At 71.2% G+C, this 18,992-nt stretch carries 16 protein-coding genes; 9 read left to right on the plus strand and 7 right to left on the minus strand.

The window, feature by feature from the left end:
* Window positions 1-75: 75 nt before the first annotated feature.
* Window positions 76-546 (plus strand): YidH family protein, encoded by a 471-nt coding sequence (locus I5071_RS21755; RefSeq protein ID WP_236607429.1) that lies wholly within the window; start codon window positions 76-78, stop codon window positions 544-546.
* 13 nt (window positions 547-559) lie between these two features.
* Window positions 560-2,155: a SulP family inorganic anion transporter gene (locus I5071_RS21760; RefSeq protein WP_268921245.1), complete on the plus strand. Its 1,596-nt coding sequence runs from the start codon at window positions 560-562 to the stop codon at window positions 2,153-2,155.
* Here I5071_RS21760 and I5071_RS21765 read toward each other — a convergent pair.
* On the minus strand, window positions 2,152-3,414 hold the full coding sequence (locus I5071_RS21765; RefSeq protein ID WP_236607431.1) for an OprO/OprP family phosphate-selective porin: 1,263 nt from the start codon (window positions 3,412-3,414) through the stop codon (window positions 2,152-2,154). The genes I5071_RS21760 and I5071_RS21765 overlap by 4 nt on opposite strands.
* 152 nt (window positions 3,415-3,566) lie before the next feature.
* Here I5071_RS21765 and I5071_RS21770 point away from each other — a divergent pair, with 152 nt between their 5' ends.
* Window positions 3,567-5,243 carry a hypothetical protein gene (locus I5071_RS21770; RefSeq protein WP_236607432.1) on the plus strand — a complete coding sequence of 559 codons (1,677 nt, stop codon included), beginning with the start codon at window positions 3,567-3,569 and terminating at the stop codon, window positions 5,241-5,243.
* On the opposite strand, the gene I5071_RS21775 is transcribed toward I5071_RS21770, so the two are convergent.
* A complete protein-coding gene (locus I5071_RS21775) occupies window positions 5,244-6,899 on the minus strand; it encodes a bifunctional aspartate transaminase/aspartate 4-decarboxylase (RefSeq protein WP_236607433.1) in 1,656 nt (551 codons plus the stop codon).
* Window positions 6,900-7,141: 242 nt separating this feature from the next.
* Here I5071_RS21775 and I5071_RS21780 point away from each other — a divergent pair, with 242 nt between their 5' ends.
* Window positions 7,142-7,831 carry a trimeric intracellular cation channel family protein gene (locus tag I5071_RS21780; protein WP_236607434.1) on the plus strand — a complete coding sequence of 230 codons (690 nt, stop codon included), beginning with the start codon at window positions 7,142-7,144 and terminating at the stop codon, window positions 7,829-7,831.
* Between the two features lie 83 nt (window positions 7,832-7,914).
* Here the strand turns inward: I5071_RS21780 and I5071_RS21785 are convergent, their stop codons facing one another.
* On the minus strand, window positions 7,915-9,186 hold the full coding sequence (locus tag I5071_RS21785; protein WP_236607435.1) for an anaerobic sulfatase maturase: 1,272 nt from the start codon (window positions 9,184-9,186) through the stop codon (window positions 7,915-7,917).
* A gap of 93 nt (window positions 9,187-9,279) precedes the next feature.
* On the opposite strand from I5071_RS21785, the gene I5071_RS21790 reads away from it, so the two are divergent.
* From I5071_RS21790 to I5071_RS21800, 3 genes are all read left to right on the plus strand, one after another.
* Window positions 9,280-10,329, plus strand: a complete 1,050-nt coding sequence (locus tag I5071_RS21790) for an HAD family hydrolase (protein WP_236607436.1) — start codon at window positions 9,280-9,282, stop codon at window positions 10,327-10,329.
* Window positions 10,330-10,464: 135 nt separating this feature from the next.
* The gene (locus I5071_RS21795; protein WP_236607437.1) at window positions 10,465-10,944 is read left to right on the plus strand and encodes a hypothetical protein; all 480 of its coding nucleotides are present in this window, start codon (window positions 10,465-10,467) and stop codon (window positions 10,942-10,944) included.
* Window positions 10,945-10,968: 24 nt separating this feature from the next.
* Window positions 10,969-12,561 (plus strand): arylsulfatase, encoded by a 1,593-nt coding sequence (locus I5071_RS21800; RefSeq protein ID WP_236607438.1) that lies wholly within the window; start codon window positions 10,969-10,971, stop codon window positions 12,559-12,561.
* Window positions 12,562-12,681: 120 nt separating this feature from the next.
* On the opposite strand, the gene I5071_RS21805 is transcribed toward I5071_RS21800, so the two are convergent.
* Window positions 12,682-13,260, minus strand: coding sequence for a helix-turn-helix domain-containing protein (locus I5071_RS21805; protein ID WP_236607439.1), 579 nt, complete (start codon window positions 13,258-13,260; stop codon window positions 12,682-12,684).
* 511 nt (window positions 13,261-13,771) lie between these two features.
* On the minus strand, window positions 13,772-14,623 hold the full coding sequence (gene ttcA, locus I5071_RS21810) for a tRNA 2-thiocytidine(32) synthetase TtcA (RefSeq protein WP_236607440.1): 852 nt from the start codon (window positions 14,621-14,623) through the stop codon (window positions 13,772-13,774).
* Window positions 14,624-14,707: 84 nt separating this feature from the next.
* Between ttcA and I5071_RS21815 the strand changes: the two genes are divergently transcribed.
* Together I5071_RS21815 and I5071_RS21820 are read left to right on the plus strand one after the other, a co-directional pair.
* Window positions 14,708-15,091, plus strand: coding sequence for a PilZ domain-containing protein (locus I5071_RS21815; RefSeq protein ID WP_236607441.1), 384 nt, complete (start codon window positions 14,708-14,710; stop codon window positions 15,089-15,091).
* A gap of 17 nt (window positions 15,092-15,108) precedes the next feature.
* A complete protein-coding gene (locus I5071_RS21820) occupies window positions 15,109-16,881 on the plus strand; it encodes a serine/threonine-protein kinase (protein WP_236607442.1) in 1,773 nt (590 codons plus the stop codon).
* Window positions 16,882-16,902: 21 nt separating this feature from the next.
* Here the strand turns inward: I5071_RS21820 and I5071_RS21825 are convergent, their stop codons facing one another.
* Window positions 16,903-18,240, minus strand: coding sequence for an ATP-binding protein (locus tag I5071_RS21825; RefSeq protein ID WP_236607443.1), 1,338 nt, complete (start codon window positions 18,238-18,240; stop codon window positions 16,903-16,905).
* Window positions 18,237-18,935 (minus strand): response regulator transcription factor, encoded by a 699-nt coding sequence (locus I5071_RS21830; protein WP_236607444.1) that lies wholly within the window; start codon window positions 18,933-18,935, stop codon window positions 18,237-18,239. The genes I5071_RS21825 and I5071_RS21830 overlap by 4 nt, the downstream gene beginning before the upstream one ends.
* Window positions 18,936-18,992: the final 57 nt, after the last annotated feature.

Below are 18,992 nucleotides of genomic sequence, written 5' to 3' on the forward strand. Positions count from 1 at the left end.
CGAGCGTTCGTCGTGGCGCAGCGCCCGCGCGCGATGCGGTACGCGCGCTGCACCGAGCGAGCGCTCGCGGCCCCGATGACTGCGAACGCGACCCACCACGACGAGCGCGACGCAGCGGTCGATCCGGCATCGCTCACGGTGAGCCCGACCGCGCCCACCCACTTCGCGTGGCTGAGGACGCGCATGGCGATGGAGCGAACGCTGCTCGCGTGGGTGCGCACCTCGGCCGCGCTCGTCGGCTTCGGCTTCACGGTCGTGCAGTTCTTCGAGCGCGTGGGGAGCTTCCAGGGCGCGCACCCCGCGCTCCTGCCGCACGCGCCTCGCGTCTTCGGGCTCGCGCTGATGATCGTGGGGACGGCGGGGCTCGCGCTCGCGCTCGTCCAGCACCGCGCGCTGCGCAAGCACCTGTGGGGCCCGGCGTTCCTCCCGGTCGCCGGGGTGTCGGGCCTCGATCGTCACCTCAACCCGCCGCTCTTCGTCAGCGTGGCGCTGCTCCTCGCGAGCATCTGGGCCACCGCGGCGGTGCTCGTGCGCCTCGGCACGTGAGCCTCGGAGGACGATGGCGACCGCGGACGCACGACCTCCCCTCGCGATCCCCGCTCTCCCGGCGCGCGGTCGAGCGGGCGACTTCTTCGCAGGGATGACGCTATGGGCCGTGTACGCGGCGCACGCCCTCGCGTACTCGAGGCTCGCTCACGCGACGCCGGCCGCCGGGATCGCGACCGCGATCGCCGGCGCGATCGTGTTCACGTTGCTCTCGTCGAGCCGGCACGTCTCGATCGGCCCGGCGGGCGGCATCGCCGCGATCGTCGGGAGCTCGGTCGCGTCGGTGCCGCAGGCGGAGCTCGCCGCGTCGCTCGCGATCCTCACCGCGCTCGTCACGGTGTTCCTGCTGCTCGCCGGGCTCGCGAAGATCACGTTCCTCCAGCGCCTCTTCCCGATCCCCGTGTTCGTCGGATACCTCGCGGGCACGGGCGTGATGATCTTCGCGGGGCAGGCCGAGGAGCTCGTCGCGCACGGCCCCGGCGCGCTCGCGGTCGGGCTCGTCGCGGCGATCGGCGTGCCGCTCGCGAAGCACCTCGTGCCGAAGGCGCCGGCGCCCTTCGTGGTGCTCGCGCTGGCGACCGCGGCGAGCGCGCTGTTCGGCTTCGCGCAGATGGGGATCCCGGTGCTCGGCCCCGCGCTCGGCCGCTTCGACCTGCCGCACGTCCCCGCGGGCGTCGATCTCTCCGACGTGCGCGCGATGGTGCCGGCCGCGCTCAGCCTCGCGCTGATCGTGTACGTCGACGAGATCGCGAACGCCGAGGCGCTCGCGAGCCCCGACGATCCCCGGATCGACGCGCGTCGCGAGTACTTCGCGCTCGCCGCGACGAACGCCGCGTCGGCGCTCTTCGGAGGGTTCGTCGCCGGCTGCAGCTCGTCGCGCAGCCTGCTCGCGAAGAGCGCAGGCCAGCGCACCCGCCTCGCAGGCGTGATGGCAGGCGTGCTCCTGCTGCTGAGCGCGCTCTCGGTCGTGCGCCTCCTCGCGCCGATGCCGCTCGCCGCGCTCTCCGGCGTGGTGCTGGTGGCGGCGATCGATCTCGTCGATCGCAAGCGCCTGCGCGAGATGTGGAGGACGCGCCGCCCCGACTTCTTCATCGCGCTCGCCGCGGGGATCGGCGTGGTCGCGCTCGGCCCGATCCAGGGCGCCGGCATCGGCGTCCTCGTCGCGCTCGCCGACACGATGCGACGCGCGATGGCACCGACCGCGCTCGTGCTCTCGCCGCGCGAGCCCGATCACGTGTACGAGCCGCTCTCCGACGACGTCGTCCGCGCCTCGGGCGACGTGCTGGTCTACCGGTTCGGCGCGCCGATGTTCTTCGGCAACGCCGAGCGCTTCGTCGAGGACATGCGCACGATCGCGGCGAGCCATCACCCCGCGCTGCGCGAGATCGTCGTCAACGCCGACGGGCTCGGCGTGCCCGACGCCGATGCGCGCGACGCGCTGCGGAAGGCGCGCGACGAGCTCGCGGCGCGCGGGGTCGCGCTCCGGCTCGGCAACGTGCGCGCGAAGGTGCGCGCGTCGCTCGCGCGATCGCCGGAGCTCGAGATCCTCGACGAGCGCGAGTTCGTCGAGCGCGTCCGGGCCCTCCGCGCGCGCGCTCGTCCCGCCTAGAAATACGCCTGGAGCTGCAGCGTCCCGATGTGACCCCAACCCGCAGGTGCATCGAGGAACGTCGTGTTGGTGCCGTGATGGCCGACGCCGTAGCGCGCGAGCAGCGCCGCGTGGACGCCCCACGGATAGAGCGCGAGCTCCACCTCGCCGGCCGCGAAGAGATCGTCCGCGCTCTGCTCCGAGGGATCGAGATAGGAGCCGCGCAGCGCGACCTGCAGGACGTGCCCGACCACGAACACGCCCACCTGCCCGATCAGCGCGAGCGCCCAGTAGCCGGCGCCCGCGGGATCGACCGGCGTGCGGTGCCCCGCGTCGAGCTCGACCTGCGCGCTGACCGGCCCCGCGACGAAGATCGCGTCGACCGAGAACGATCCTTCTTCGAACTGCCCCGCCAGCGTCGAGCCGAAGGTCGCGGTGCTGTTGTCGAAGCGTGCGACGCTGCGCACGAGACGACCGAAGAAGCCGCCGACGCCGAGCGCCAGCGCGGGCGGGACCTCGCCGTCGGCGTAAGGCGACTCGTGCTCGGGCACCGCGCCGAGCGGCTGCCACACCACGCGCGCGACGACGAGCGCGTCGCGGATCTCGTCGTCTTCGGTGAGCGTCACCGGGCGCCCGACCCCGAGCGCGACCCAATAGGAGAAGACGGAGTCCTCGGTCGCGCCGTAGACCATCACACCGGTGTCGCGACCGAGCGCGAAGTAGTCGCGAGCCGGGCCGGTCTCCGGGAACATCGACTCCGCTGGGTTCGGGAGCCACGCGGTGCCCCAGGGCAGCAGGAATTGCCCGGCCTCGACGATGAAGAGCGGATGGGCGTGCACCTCGAACGCAGCGTCGAGGAGGCGCGGCCCGGAGCCGCCGAAGTCCGGCTGCACGAAGAAGCGCAGCGCGGGATCGGCGACGTGCCCGGAGAACCGCAGACGCGCGAAGCGGATGTCCGCGGTCGCACCGACGTCGACGTCCTCCGCGCCCGCGACCTGCGCGCGCGCACCGAGCACCAGGCCGAGGCGCAACGACGCGATGCGATCGGGCGCAGTGAGCACGAACCCGTCGTCCGCGGAGAGGTGGATGCCGGGCACGTCGGTCGTGACGACGTCCTCCTGGGTCGTCGCGGGCGGTGACGAGGGCGCGTTCGGCGCGGGCGCGGAGCGATCGGTCTCCGCGGCGGGCGCCGACTGCGCGTAGGCGCGTGGGACGAAGAGCGCGAGCATCGCGATCGTCGCCGCGAGCCCGCTCTCGCCCGCTCGGGATCGACGGCCCATCCACTGCGGACATCGCTCCTGCCGAGGAGCCCCGAAGTCGCACGCCACGGACCGGGCATCGAGGCTCCATGCCGCGCCCACGCCGGGATCGCGCGCCGCGTCACCGCCCTGGTCCGCCAACTGCACGGCTCGCACGACGAGGAGCGCTCGGCATGGACACGATCGAAGGCCTGGTGCAGTCGATGCCCGAGGCGCTGCTGTTCCTCTCGATCGCGCTCGGTTACCTCGTCGGACGCATCAAGCTCGGGCGCATCGAGCTCGGCAGCTCGACCGGCTGCATCCTCGTCGCGCTCGTCGTCGGACAGCTCCGGCCGGAGATCAGCCCGGTCGTGCAGACGATCGCGCTCGCGCTCTTCATGTACTCGATCGGGTTCAAGGTCGGGCCGCAGTTCTTCGGCCACCTCGACCGCCATTCGCTGAGCCAGATCGCGCTCTCGGTCATCGTCGCGGTGACCGGCCTCGGCGCCGTGCTCGCGATGGCCGCGATCCTCGGGCTCGACAAGGGCACTGCCGCGGGCCTCGCGGCGGGCGCGCTGACGCAGTCGTCGACGATCGGCGCGGCGGTCGACACCTTAGGCACCCTCGATCTCGCGCCCGACCGCGTGAGCGCGCTGCGCGACAACACCGCGATCGCCTATGCGGTCACCTACGTGTTCGGCGTGTTCGGCGTGCTGACCTTCGTCCGCACGATCGCGCCGCGCCTCATGAAGATCGATCTCGCCGGCGCGTCGGCGGAGCTCGACCGCGAGATGAACGGAGGACGCCCGCCGCTCAAGGCGGACCAGTTCTACGCGTACGGCGAGCGCGTCGCGCGCATCCATCGCGCGACGGGGACGAGCGCGCAGCAGACGGTCGGCGACGTCCTCCACGCGCTCGGCGGCGATCAGGTGCACGTCGTCCGGGTGCGACGCGGCGGCGAGAACCACACGGTCGACGCGTCGTTCGTCCTCGCGGAGGGCGACGAGCTGGCGATCACGGGGCCGCGCGAGACGGTCCTGAAGGCGGGCGACGTCGTGGGACCGGAGGTGGTCGAGCCCGCGGCGGCCGCGGCGATCGGAGAGACCCTCGACATCGTCGTCACGCGCAAGCAGGTCCAGGGACAGCGGCTCGCCGACCTGATGCGCGCGCACGGGCCCAACGTGTACCCGCGCTCGCTCACGCGAATGGGCCACTCGCTCGGCGTGAAGGACGATCTCGTGCTCAAGCGCGGCGACGTGCTCCGGGTGTCGGGGCTCGCAGCCGACGTCGGCGCGCTCGCGAAGGCGATCGGGACCGAGGCGCGCGGCAGCGCGATGACCGATCTCGTCGTGATGACCCTCGGCATCGCGATCGGCATCGCGATCGGGCACGTCGAGATCCCGATCGGCGCGACGAAGCTGACGCTCGGCACCGGCGTCGGCTGCTTGTTCATGGGCCTCTTCTTCGGCTGGGTGCGGAGCGTCCAGCCCAACCTCGCGCAGTACCCCAGCGCCGCGCAGCAGGTCATGGCCGACTTCGGGCTCGCAGCGTTCACTGCGATGGTCGGCCTCGCCGCCGCGCCGAACGCGCTCGAGGCGCTGCGCGAGAACGGGCTGCCGGTGCTCTTCGCCGGGATCGTCGTGACGGCGCTGCCGCAGCTCGTGGGGTTCGTGGTCGGCCGCTACGTGATGAAGATCCAGCCCGTGGTGCTGCTCGGCGCGCTCGCAGGCGCGGAGTCGGTGACGCCCGCGGTGAACGCGCTCACCGAAGAGGCGAAGAGCACCGCGCCGCTCCTCGGGTTCACGCTCCCCTACGCGACGAGCTCGGTGCTCATCACGATCTGGGGCATCGTCGTGGCGCTCGCCGCGTGATCACTCGGCGGCGGGCACCGGCGCGCCGGCGCTCGGTGCGCGCGCGCCGTCGTCCCCGCGCGACGCGCTCCACTCCGCGAGGTACTCCTTCGCGATCGCCGCGAGACCGTGACCGATCTCGTCGTACGCCTCGTCGGGGAGGTTCGCGAGCGACACGCGCACCGACCACTGCGGCGCGTCGAACCCGCCACCGTTGAGCAGCACGATCCCGCGCTGCTCCGCGAGCCGGAACACGATGTCGACCGGCTCGTAGCGGTTCTTGAGATAGCGGACGAAGTCGTCGCCGTGGCGCCGCCGCGCCCACTCGAGCAGATCGAGCACGACGTAGTAGCCCGCGCGCAGCGGGTCCTCGGGGAGCGGCACGCCGAGCGCGCGATACAGACGGGCGAGGCGCTCGCGGACGATGCGCCGCGTCGCGCTCTTGTAAGGCGCGCCCAGCTGTTCGTCGCGCAGCCCGAACGCCGCGAAGAGCGTCATCATCACGTGCTGCGGCAGCGAGAGCCCCGCGGTGTGGTTCAGCGCGACCGCGCGGCTGTCGGCGACGAGCCGATCGATGAACCGCATCTTCGTGGGATCGAGCGTCAGGTCGTGATAACGACCGTCCACCGCGCGCCGCTCGTCCTCGGGGAGCGCGCGGAGGATGTGATCGACCACGTGGTCGTCGCTCATCCCCACCACGCCGAGCCGCCATCCCGTCGCGCCGAAGTACTTGGAGAACGAATAGACGCAGATCGTGTGTCGCGGGAGCTCGGAGAGCAGAGAGCGGAAGTCGTCGACGAACGTCCCGTACACGTCGTCGGTGAGCACGATCAGGTTCGGATTCCGGCTCCGGACGATGCGTGCCAGTCGCTTGAGCGAGCTGCGGCGCATCGCGACCGAGGGCGGATTGCTGGGATTGACCAGGAAGAACGCCTTCACGCTCGGGTCGCCGAGCTTGTCGATCTCGCTGTCGGGGTACTGCCACCCATCGTGCTCGTCGGCACTGACCTCGATCGTGCGGAAGTGATAGTCCGGGAGCTTCGGAATCTCGATGTACGGAGTGAAGATGGGCGCGCCCAGCGCGATGGTGTCGCCGGGTCGGAGCACGCGATTCGCGACCAGCGAATAGAACACGTAGGTCATCGCGGCGGTGCCGCCCTCGACCGCGAAGAGATCGAGTCGGTGATCGAGCGAGCCGCCACAGAGCTCCTGCAGCACGTACGCGCGGACGAGGACCTCGGCGTTCGGGAGGAACCGGTCGGGGTACGGATAGTGATCGCCGAGCGAGCTCTGGGTGAGCTCGTGAACCAGGTCGTCGGGATCGAGCTCGTAGCGGACCTTGGCCATGCGCACGAGGTCGCGCAGCAGCTGCGCGCCCGCCGAGCCCTCGGGCTCGGTCGCCAGGAAGCGCTCCAGCCGCTGGGCGATCCCCCCGCGCCGGATCGGCCCGCCGAGCTCCATTCCTCGACCGCTCGCCTCGCTCTCCACGAGCGCGAACCGGCCGAGCAGGTGATACGCGTGGCGCGGTGTCGTGGCGACCCAGTTCGGATTGCCGCGACCGGCGTTCAGCATCTGGTGCGCGTCGTGAGCGCTCTGCTTCTTCGCGAGCGCGCCGAGCGTGTCCTTCAGCTCGAACGGGCTCAGCTGCTCGTACTCGCGCTCTCGTTCTCGACGCATTCGGCCTCCGCGTCACCCGGATATCGACGCCCCACCACGAGCGACAGCTTCGCGTCGAGCGAGTGCTCGATTCGGGACTCGATCGACGAGGTGCGTTGAACCGCCGCGCCGGGGCTCGACATCGAGGGCGTGGAGCACGGTCGAGCCCGCGGCGCGCGGCGCGCCTCGTCACGCTGTGCGCGACCTCCGGATCTTCGAGCTCGAGGTGGCCACGCCGAGCCGAAGCGCGTCGGGCGAGTGACGTGAACGACATCGTCCCGGAGGGCCTGCCCTCGCTCTACCTCGAGATCCCCGCCATCGTCGCGGGCGCGCTCTCGGGCGGCCTCCACGCGGTCGAGCGCCGCATGGACGCGGTCGGGATCGCCTGGCTCGCGATCGCGACCGGGCTCGGCGGTGGTCTGCTGCGCGACGCGCTCCTCGGCAGCGGCCCTGCGCTCGTGCTGCTGCGCTCGGAGTACCTGCTCGCGGTATCGATCGCGGCGGCGCTCGTGTTCTTCTTCGCGCCCTTCCTCGCGCGCATGCGCCTCGCGATCGAGCTCGTCGACGCGCTCGCGCTCGGCTTCTTCGGAATCGTCGGCGCCGAGCGCGCGCTGGCGCTCGGTCTCCCGATCCCGTCGGCGATCCTGCTCGGGACGATCAGCGGGATCGGCGGGAGCATCCTGCGCGACGTGCTCGCGAACGAGGTCCCGCGCGTGATGTTGCCGGGGCGCCTCCACGCGTTGCCGAGCGTGCTCGGGGTGGGGCTCTTCGCGAGCCTGAGCACGAGCGGCTTCGCGGCCTCGACATCGGCGCTCGCCGGGATCGCCGCGACCCTCGCGATCTGGGCGCTCGGACGCTTCCTCGGCTGGCGCGGCCCGAGCCCGCTCGACGTCGTGGGTCAGCTCCGCGATCGGCTCGCGCGGAGGACGCGCCGGGACGGCCCGAGCGAGTGAGCGTTCACGCGCGCGGCTCGATGCGCGGCTCGAACACGTCGACACGGCGCCAGTTGCGCTTCATGTCGACGACCGACCAGCCGTCACCCGCGTCCGTGGCAGCGCTTGGTCTTGCGCCCGCTCCCGCACGGGCACGCCTCGTTGCGCCCGGCGCGCGCCGCGGACTCGCGCGCGAGGATCGACATCACCTCGGACGCCGGACGCCCGCGCTCGACGAGCTGGGCCATGAGCTTCATCGGGCGATCGACGTGGCGGAAGAACGCCTTGTATCCCGCGCACAGATAGTTGAGCCCGGGCTCTCCGTCGCTCGTCTTGAGGAATCGACTCTTCGGGCACTCGCCGTGACACGCGAATCGAACGTCGCACTCGCGGCACTCGCGAGGAAGGGAGTCGAGCTTGTGCCGTCCGAACGCCCGCTGCGCGTCCGACATCACGACCTCGAGCAATCGCTTCTCCTTCAGGTTCCCCACTCGATGCCGGGGCTCGACGAAGTGATCACACGAGTAGAGATCGCCGTTGTGCTCGAGCGCGAGCCCGTGCCCGCACGTCTCGTCGAACACGCACATCCCCGACGACTTCAGGCCGAGCCAATTGCGCAGCGCCGCCTCGAACGTCTGCACGAACACGCGGCCCACGTCGTGGCGCACCCACTCGTCGTGGATCGCGATCAGGAAGCGCCCGAATTGCTCGGGCTGCACCGAGCGCTCCGACACCGTCGATCCGAGCACGCGCTCGACGACCGGGATGAATTGGATCCAGTCGGTGCCCACCTCGTCGCGGAGGAATCGATAGACGTCGAGCGGATGGTCGGCGTTCACCCGATTGACGGTGCACAGCACGTTGTGGTCGACGCCGTGCTCCTGCAGCAGTCGGAGCCCGCGCATCACCTTGTCGAACGTCGGCTTCCCGCCCTTGTCGACGCGGTAGTGATCGTGGAGCGCGCGCGGCCCGTCGATGCTGATCCCGATCAAGAACCCGTGCTCGCGGAAGAACTCGCACCACGCGTGATCGAGCAGCGTCCCGTTGGTCTGCAGCGTGTTCTCGAACACGAGCCCGGGGCGCGCGTGCTTGCGCTCGTGCTCGACGACCTTGCGATAGAAGTCGAGCCCCATGAGCGTCGGTTCGCCGCCCTGCCAAGCGACGGTGACGCGATCGCCGCGGTGCGACTCGACGAGCTGCTGGATGTGCCGCTCGAGGAGCTCGTCGCTCATGCGGAAGTCGCTGCCCGGATAGAGCTTCTCCTTGTCGAGGTAGAAGCAGTACGCGCAGTCGAGGTTGCAGATCGCGCCGGTCGGCTTCGCGAGCACGTGGATGCGCGCGGGCGGCGCCGGCAGGGTCGAGGTCGCGGTCGTCATGGGCGACCACGCACGCTGCACGCCGCATGCGCGGAGCACACGTCGCGCCGTGCCACGCAGCCGCCGGGCGCCGTTCCTGCAGCCCACGTGAGCATGGACGTCGTTCTGCGACTTCGCGTGATCGCCGTGCTCGTGCTCGCCCTGACGAGCTGCGGGGGCGGAGGCGACACGATCCGTGACGACAAGCCCTCCGCGTCGCCCGGGGCGCGCACCGACGACGTGCTCGCGTCGTGGAACGACGGAGAGGCGCGGCGCGACATCGTCGAATTCGTCGAGCGCGTCACGGAGGAAGGCAGTCCCGACTACGTCGCACCGGAGGCGCGCATCGCGGTCTTCGACAACGACGGCACGCTGTGGGCGGAGCAGCCGATGCCCTTCGAGCTCGCGTTCGCGATCGATCGCGTCCGCGAGCTCGCGCCTTCGCACCCCGAGTGGCGCACCCAGCAGCCTTTCGCCGCGATCCTGCGGGCCGACGTCGCGGGCGCGCTCCAGCGCGGCGGCCGCCGAGGAATCGCCGAGATCATCGCCGCGACGCACGGGGAGATGACGCCCGACGAATTCGAGCGTGTGGTCCGCGCCTGGATGTCGAGCGCGCGACATCCGCGCTTCGAGCGGCGCTATTCCGAGCTGGTCTATCAGCCGATGCTCGAGCTGCTCGATTACCTTCGAGAGAACGAATTCCGGCTCTACATCGTGTCGGGCGGCGACACCGACTTCATGCGCGCGTGGGCCGAGGCGGTCTATGGCATTCCGCCCTCCCAGGTGATCGGCAGTCAGGCGCAGCTGCGGCTCGAGCGCCGCGGCGGTGTGCCCACGTTGGTGCGCGGAGGAGAGATCGAATTCATCGACGACGGCCCGGGCAAGCCGATCGCGATCGAGAGGACCATCGGAGCGCGACCGATCGCCGCATTCGGCAACTCCGACGGAGATCACGAGATGCTCTCGTGGGTCGCGGCCGGGCCCGGACCGCGCCTCGCGGCGCTGGTCCATCACACCGATGCCGAGCGCGAATTCGCCTACGATCGCGAGGCGCGCTCCGGTCGTCTCGACGCCGCGCTCGACGACGCGCAGCGGTCGGGATGGACGGTGATCGACGTGCGCGACGACTGGCGCGTCGTCTTTCCCTTCGAGCGCGGCGAGTGATCCGCGCGTGGCGTTGCTCCCCGGCGCCGCGGAGCACACGTCGCGCACGGCGCCGCGAGCCGCTCGAGCGCCCGCGCGACATCCTCGATTCCGCATCCGCCGGGTCGTGGCACGTCCGACGCATCGGGCCCGCGCATGCGAACGAGCACCGTATTCGGACTAGTCACGTTGATCCTCTCCGCGGGCGGCTGCGCGACGAGCGGCGGCGGCAGCGGCACCCTCGAGACCGGCAAGCCCGACCAGACCGAGCCGGTCGCGTTCCAGTGGAACGCGGCCCCCGACGCGACCCACGGGACGATCCAGGCCGAGCTCCTCGACGGGCGCGACTTCTCGGGAGAGTTCCTCCAGGTCACGACCGAGACGCGCGCCACCGATCTCGATCCCTACTGGGACGTGTGGGGCGGCCCCTGGTACGGCATGGCCGACGACACGACGTTCGTCCGCCACTACACCGGCCGCGTCATCGCGCAGCTCACGGGCCCCGAGGGCCAGCGCATGCGCTGCAACTTCCAGCTCGCCGATCCCGAGGCCGGACCGCAGTCCGGCGGAATGGGCGAGTGCGAGCTCTCGACCGGCGAGCGCGTCGAGGACGCGACCCTGCGCGGACAGCGCTGACGGAGGCCATGCGTCATGGCGACGATGGGCAAGCGCAAGACCGGCAACGGGCACGGCAACGGACACGGCGAGAAGAAGTCGGACAAGCCGAACATCCTCGTCATCTGGGGCGACGACATCGGGATCACGAACCTGAGCTGTTACAGCGACGGTCTGATGGGGTATCGGACTCCCAACATCGATCGGATCGCGAAGGAGGGAATGCGGTTCACCGACTCCTACGGTGAGCAGAGCTGCACCGCGGGGCGCGCCTCGTTCATCACCGGTCAGAGCGGATTCCGCACCGGACTGACGAAGGTGGGAGTCCCCGGCGCGACCATCGGCCTGAGCAGCGAGGATCCCACCATCGCCCAGCTGCTCAAGGGGCGCGGCTATTCGACCGGACAGTTCGGCAAGAACCACCTCGGCGATCGCAACGAGTACCTGCCGACGGTGCACGGGTTCGACGAGTTCTTCGGCAATCTCTATCACCTCAACGCGGAAGAAGAGCCCGAGCTCCCCGACTACCCTCCTGCGAAGGACTTCCCGCACTTCCGACCGAGCTACGGCCCTCGCGGGGTGTTGCGCTGCTGGGCGACCGACATCGACGATCCCACCGTCGACGAGCGCTGGGGCCGAGTCGGCAAGCAGAAGATCGAGGACACCGGCCCGCTGACGAAGAAGCGGATGGAGACCTGCGACGACGAGTTCATCGCGGCCGCGAAGGACTTCATCAAGCGCAAGAGCGCCGATGGAGAGCCGTTCTTCTGCTGGGTGAACACGACGCACATGCACCTGCGCACGCACCCGAAGCCGTCGAGCGTCGGTCAGTCGGGACGATGGCAGTCGCCGTATCACGACACGATGATCGATCACGACAAGCACGTCGGTGAGCTGCTCGATCTGCTCGACGAGCTCGGCATCGCCGAGAACACGTTCGTCATGTACAGCACCGACAACGGGCCGCACATGAACACGTGGCCCGACGGCGCGATGACGCCCTTCCGCAGCGAGAAGAACACGAACTGGGAAGGCGCGTTCCGCGTCCCGATGGTCGTGCGCTGGCCGGGGAAGATCGAGGCGGGCGCGGTCTCGAACGAGATCGTCCACCACCACGACTGGCTCCCGACCTTCCTCGCGATGGCGGGAGAGACGAGCATCCAGGAGAAATTGAAGAGAGGGCACACCGTGCTCGGAAAGAAGTTCCGAGTGCACATCGACGGATACGATCTGCTCCCCTATCTGACCGGCAAGGAGAAGAAGAGCCCGCGTCCGGGTCTCATCTACTTCAGTGACGACGGCGATCTCGTCGCGCTCCGATTCGACAACTGGAAGGTCGTCTTCATGGAGCAGCGCGCCCCGGGCACGATGCGGGTGTGGGCCGAGCCCTTCGTCGCGCTGCGCGTCCCGAAGCTCTACAACCTGCGCACCGATCCCTTCGAGCGCGCCGACATCACGTCGAACACCTATTACGACTGGTTCATCGACCACGCGTATCTGGTGTTCGCAGCGCAGGTGATCGCGAAGGAGTTCGCCGACTCGTTCGTGGAGTTCCCGCCGCGGCAGAAGGCCGCGTCGTTCACCATCGATCAGGCGCTGCAGAAGATGCACGACACCGCCGCGATGGCGGGCGACTGAGCTGCAGCTCACCGCAGAGAGCCACGGAGGACCGCAGAGATCGGAGAAGAGAAACATCCTCTCTCGCTCTGCGGCCCTCTGCGTCCTCTGCGGTTCATTTCACCGCAGAGGACCGCGGCGCTACTTCGAGAACCGACCCGCGGCGATCGCCGCTGCGATCCCGTGCACGAAGGGCGGCGCGTCGGCGCGGACGTGGAGCTCGAGCCCGGGAAGGAGCTCGATGCGCCGCCACACCGCACCGATGGGCACGCCGGTGCTGCTCGGCTCGTCGCGCGAGGCGAGCGCGTTCTGCACCGCGAGCGACTCGGTGGACACGACGTTCTCGATCCCCGAGCCCTGGCTCGCGCCCTCGCGCGGCGGCGCGCTGGGCGTTCCTTCCGAAGGAAGCGCGCGGGTCGCCGGAGGCGCGGGCAGCGCGGCAGGCTCGCGCGGGGCAGGGAGCCCGCCGATGTCGCGCAGCTCGGCGTCGCTCTTGTTCGCGAGGAAGCGCGCGATGTGCGGCAGCGGCACTCCGTCGCGCCGCAGCGCCGCGACGGCGTAGGCGATCACGATCAGCTTCCGATCGAAGCGCGTGAGGTGACCGCGCGCCTGCGGCCGCGGCAGCGCGCCCGCCTGCATCCAGGCGCGAAGAGTGCGGGTGCTGACGCCGAGCCGCTTGGCGAGCACGGCAGCTTCGAGGAAGTCCGGGACGTCGTCCATGTCGGGAAGCCAGCGTACGGTCCGCCAAGACGGAAGACAACCTTCCGTCGGAGACGTCCCAGGAAGCCGCGACGGAGCTCGGCTCGGTCCGAACCGCCGTCGACAAGGCATCCAGGAAGACCCACCGCTTGCGCTAGCGATCCGGAAGGTTTCCCGGAAGCCCAACCGCTTGCGCTACGCCTCCGGAAGCTCTCCCGGAAGCCCAACCGCTTGCGCTACGCCTCCGGAAGCTCTCCCGGAAGCCCAACCGCTTGCGCTACGCCTCCGGAAGCTCCCTCGGAAGCCCGATCGCTTGCGCAAGCGACTCTGCGGGGACTCGGCTCGCCGCGATCGCGAAGCAACCCCACCACGAGCGGCCCGCTCGCCGAGACCCTTGGATCACAGCAGAGCGACGTGCGCGCGAAGCGCGCACCTGGAGCGAGTGCACACCGAAGCCGCACGGTCAGTGAGACCCAAAGAGCGTGCGTCCTCGAGATCACACTCCCGCAAGCGATTCGCGGGCGACCCTTGCTCACCCCGCGTCGATGATCGGCAGCCGCCGCGCGCCGTCCATCCCGATCGCGGTGCGCGGCGTCTTCTCGTCGCCGTCGCTCGCCACCGCGAGCCCCAGCTTCGCGTAGAGCTCGCGATCCAAGAGGTGGGTCGCGCGCACGTTCCCGATCGCCGCGAGCATGCTCTCCTTCGCCTTCGGCGCGTGCGCTTCCATCTCCGCCAGCATGCGCTTCACCTGCTTGCGCATGAGGTTGTCCTGCGAGCCGCAGAGGTCGCAGGGCAGGATCGGGAAGCGCTCGAGCTCCGCGAAGCGCGCGATGCTCGGCTCCGCGCAGTACAGCAGCGGGCGGATGACGGTGTTGCGCTGGTCGTCGCTCACGAGCTTCGGCGGCATCGCCTTGAGCGAGCCCGTGAACATCAGGTTCAGCATCAGCGTCTCGAGCGCGTCGTCGCGATGATGCCCGAGCGCGATCTTCGTGCAGCCGAGGTCCTGCGCGACGTTGTAGAGGATGCCGCGTCGCAGGCGCGAGCACAGCGAGCAGTACGTGCTCTCCTCCGGCACCTTCTCCTTCACGATCGAGTAGGTGTCCTCGCGCACGATGCGGTAGTCGAAGCCGCGCTCGCGCAGCCATCCCTCGAGCGGCGTGCCGTCGTAGCCGGGATGGCCCTGGTCGAGATGCACCGCGAGCAGCTCGAAGCGCACCGGCGAGCGACGCCTCAGCGCGTCGAGCAGGTGCATCATCGCGTAGCTGTCCTTGCCTCCGCTGAGGCAGACCATCACGCGGTCACCCTCGCCGATCAGCTCGAAATCGCCGATGCAGCGCCCGACGTTCCGGGAGAGATCGCGCTCCAACCGCTCGCGCTCGTCCATGAGGCGCGAAGGTGTGACGTTCGCCCCTCGAAGCCGCAAGCAGGCATCGCTGCGGGGGCTCGGGATGGTATGGTCGCGAGGTCCATGACCGACGCCCACTTCCGACGCAGCGCGCGCACGGCCATCGAGCTGCGCGTGTGCTTCCGGCGAGACGAGCCCGGCGCGGCGCTCGAGAAGGCGGGACGCATCGCGGACCTCGGGATGGGCGGCGCGTTCGTGCAGGCGGACCGGCCTCCGCCGATCGGCGCGTCGATCGTGGTCACGCTGCAGAGCCCGACCGCGTGGGACCCGCTCGAGCTGCCGGCCGAGGTGCGCTGGGTGAGCGACGACGGGCTCGCGGGCCTGGGCCGCGGCTTCGGCGTGAAGTTCGGCGACCTCGCGCCGACCCAAGCCGCGGCGCTCTACGAGCTGCTCTCGTCGGCGGGCTTCGAAGAAGCGCCCGCGACGAAGACGGAGCGCGAGGGATGAGTCTCAGGAGGCCTCGCGTGAGCGGCGTCGCGCAGACCGAGCGACCGCCGCCGATGGGAGCGCCCGAGGAGAGCTCGCACGTCGGGTTCCGCAGCGAGACCTGGACCGGTCGCCTCGTCGAAGGGCGCTATCGCGTGGTCGAGCTGCTCGGCGAGGGCGGCATGGGCGCGGTGTTCCTCGCGGAGCACGTGAAGCTCTCGAAGAAGGTCGCGCTCAAGGTGATCCTCCCGCAGTTCGCGGGCGACGGTGAGCTCGCGGAGCGCTTCGCGCGCGAGGCGATGGCGAGCGCGAAGCTCGATCATCCGCACGTCGCGAGCGCGCTCGACTACGGCGCGCTGCCCGAGGGCGGCGCCTACCTCGTGATGCCGTACGTGCGCGGGCGGAGCCTGCGTCACGCGATGGACGCGGGGGACGCGACCTGGCAGTTCGCGTGCGAGATCGGCGCGCAGATCGCGGACGCGCTGGGCGCCGCGCACGCGCACCGGATCGTGCATCGCGATCTGAAGCCCGAGAACGTCATCCTCGAGCCGCGCGACGACGGCAGCGAGATGGTGAAGGTGCTCGACTTCGGCGTCGCGCGGGTGGCGAGCGAAGAAGGCGCGAGCGCGAGCACCGGCAAGGCGCTGACCCGCGTCGGCACGATCATCGGCACGCCGGGCTACATGGCGCCCGAGCAGGCGCTCGGGGAGAACGTCGACACCCGCGCGGATCTGTACGCGCTCGGCGTGGTGCTCTGGGAGCTGGTCGCGAAGCAGTCGCTCTTCCCCGACGACGATCTCACCGCGATCGTGACGCGGCAGCTGACGACCGAGATCCCTCGGCTCGCGAGCGTGGTGCCCGACGTGCCGGTGGAGCTCGACGAGCTGGTGGCACGGCTGCTGGCGCGGGCGCGCGACGATCGTCCGCAGCGCGCGGGCGAGGTGCGCGACGTGCTGCGCAGGCTCGCGCTGGGCGCGGCGCTCGAGCACAAGGTGCTCTCGGGCGAGATCGCGGTGCCGATCCGATCGAGCGACGCGAGCGGTCAGCACGCCGTGGTGGACACGTCCGCTGGTGATGCGGGCCGCGGGGGCTCGATCGCGACGCCGCAGCCGAGCGTGGTGCTTCCGCCGGGGATCGGGAAGGCGGCGGAGACGCTGCAGGGGACGATGAACGTCGGCCCGCTGCGGAACGTGCCGACGTCGCTGGTGGTCGCGGGATGCGCGACGCCGCTGGTGATCGCGATGCTGGTGTTCGTCGGCGTGCTCGCGTTCGGCGGAGGTGAGGAGACGCCGGCCCCGGCGGTGACGACGACGGCGGTGCCCGAGGCGCACGAGGCGGCGCCGGCGCCCCCGGCGCGCGAGACCGGTCGGCGCGGCGCGCCGGAGCGCGACCTGCCGCGCGCGCCCGATCCGCCGGAGGACGATGCGCCCGCGGCGCCGGTGGCGGACACCAGCGGGGTGCCGATCCCGATCGAGATCGCGCGCGACGTCTCGACGTTGCTCGACAGCGCGTCGGGCGACGAGCGCGACGACGCGGCGCGACGGATCCGCGACGCGGCGCGCACCGATGCGCCCCCCTTCGTGGCGGCGGTGGTGGCGCTCGAGCTGGGCGAACGATGCCCCGATCGGCGCAACGCAGTGCGCGAGATCGAGCGGATCGGCGACGCACGCGCGCTGCCGGCGCTGGAGCGGCTGCACCGCGATCGCCGGGGCTGCGGGTTCTTGAACACGCAGGACTGTCACCGCTGCCTGCGCCGCGACCTGCGCGACGCGCGACGAGCGCTGAGCGGCAGCGCCGACGCCGAGGAGTGAGCGCGCAGCGCGCGAGCGGGCTCAGATCGGCAGGTCGATCGTCACCACGAGGCCGCCGCCCTGCGCGTTCTTCGCCTGCACCGCCCCGCCGTGCAGCCGCACCGCGCGATCGGTGATCGCGAGGCCGACGCCGGCGCCACCCGAGGCGCGCTCGCGCGCGCTCTCGACGCGCGTGAAGGGCCGGAAGATCTCGTCGAGCGCGTCCTCGGGCACACCGGGGCCGTGATCGCGCACCTCGAGACGCGCGCGCCCCGAGCTCACGTCGAGCGCGAGATCGACCGACGTGCCCTCCGCGGTGAAGCGGATCGCGTTGCGGACGACGTTCTCGATCGCCTGGCGCAGGATCTCCTCGTCGCCGCGCACCTCGACCGGCGCGCTGCGCACCAGCGCCACGTCGCGCCCCGCGCCGCGCGCCTCGAACGCCGCGTCGCGGTGGATCTCCTGGAGGAGCTCGTCGAGACGCACCGGCTCGCTGCGATGCGGCGCAGCCGAAGGCTCGAGCTTGGCCATCGTCAGCACGAGGCCCACCAGCTCCCCCAGGCGCTCCGCCTCCTTCTCGATCCGATCGAGCGCCTCGTGGGCGCCGGAGCCCGCGCTCTGTCGCGCCAGCTCGAGCGCGACGGCGAGCCGCGCGAGCGGCGAGCGCAGCTCGTGCGAGACGTCGCGGAGCAAGCGCTCGCGCGACTCGAGGAGGGCCTCGATGCGCTCCGCCATGCGATCGAAGTCCTTCGCGAGCGCCGCGACCTCGGCGTCGGCGGTGCGCGTGATCGTCGGCCCGACGCGCACGCCGGAGCGGCCCGCGGCGAGGCGATCGGTGGCGGCGCGCAGCGCGCGGATGGGGCTCGCGATCCAGCGCGCGAGCGCGAGGGTGAGGATCGCGGAGAGCAGACCGACCAGCAGCAGCTGGAGCGTCGGGGGCGAGAGCCCGGCGATCGCGCGCGGCTCGCTCGGCGCGCCGACCACCACGAAGCCGCCGGGGAGCGCCGCGACGTGCCAGGCGACGTCTCCGCGCGTCGCGATGCTCGGCTCGCGCGACGCGCGCGCGGTGCGCACCAGCTCGGGGCCCTGCGGCGCGTCGCGGCGGCCCGCGACGACGCGGCCCTCGGGGTCGAGGATCGCGGCGCCGATCCCGCTGCGCGACGCCGCCTGGGCGAGGAGCTCCTCGGCGCGCGCCCGATCGCCCGCGCCGATCGCGATCGCCGCGTCGGCGCCGCGGCGCACGAGCAGCTCGCCGACGAGGAACGACTGGTGCTCGCGGCGTCGCTCGAAGCGCGCGCCGTACACCGCGCCGACGCCCAACATCGCGAGCGCGTTCGCGAGGATCATCGCGACGAAGACGCGCGCCGAGAGGCTCCTCACCGCTCGTCCTCCGCGAGGAGGTAGCCCGCGCCGCGCACCGTCTTGATGCGCTCGCGCCCACCGGCGCCGGGGCCGAGCTTCTTGCGCAGGTTGCTGACGTGCACGTCCACGCTGCGATCGAAGGGCGAGAAGCGTCGTCCCAGCACCTGCTCGGCGATCGACTCGCGGGTGACGATCTTGCCGGGCGTGCGCAGGAGCAGCTCGAGCAGCGAGAACTCGACGCTGGTGAGCGTCACCTCGTCGCCCCCGCGCCGCACCACGCGCGCGCCGACGTCGAGCGAGAGATCGCCCGCGGAGAGCACCTCGCGGCTGCGCGGCGTGCGGGTCGCGGCCTCGGCGCGCCGCTGGATCGCGCGCACCCGCGCCGCGAGCTCGCGCGGGTTGAAGGGCTTCGGCAGGTAGTCGTCGGCGCCCATCTCGAGCCCGACGATGCGGTCGACGTCGTCGCCGCGCGCGGTGAGCATCAGCACCGGGACCGCCGACGTCGCGCGCAGCGCGCGCAGGACGTCGAGGCCGTTCATCCCGGGGAGCATCACGTCGAGGATCACGATCGCGTGGTCTCCGGCGCGCGCGCGCTCGAGCCCGGCGGGGCCCTCGTGCACCGCATCCACCTCGAAGCCTTCGCGCGAGAGGTAGTCGCGGAGCAGGCCCGCGAGCTCGACGTCGTCGTCCACGAGGAGGATGCGCGCGGCCACGGAGGGAGAACGTAGGGCCCGGGGCGGGCGTCGCGCACGTCAAGAATCGTCGAGGCG

Origin of the sequence: Sandaracinus amylolyticus (assembly GCF_021631985.1) — a bacterium.
In the GTDB taxonomy this organism is placed as follows: Bacteria; Myxococcota_A; Polyangia; order Polyangiales; family Sandaracinaceae; genus Sandaracinus; species Sandaracinus amylolyticus_A.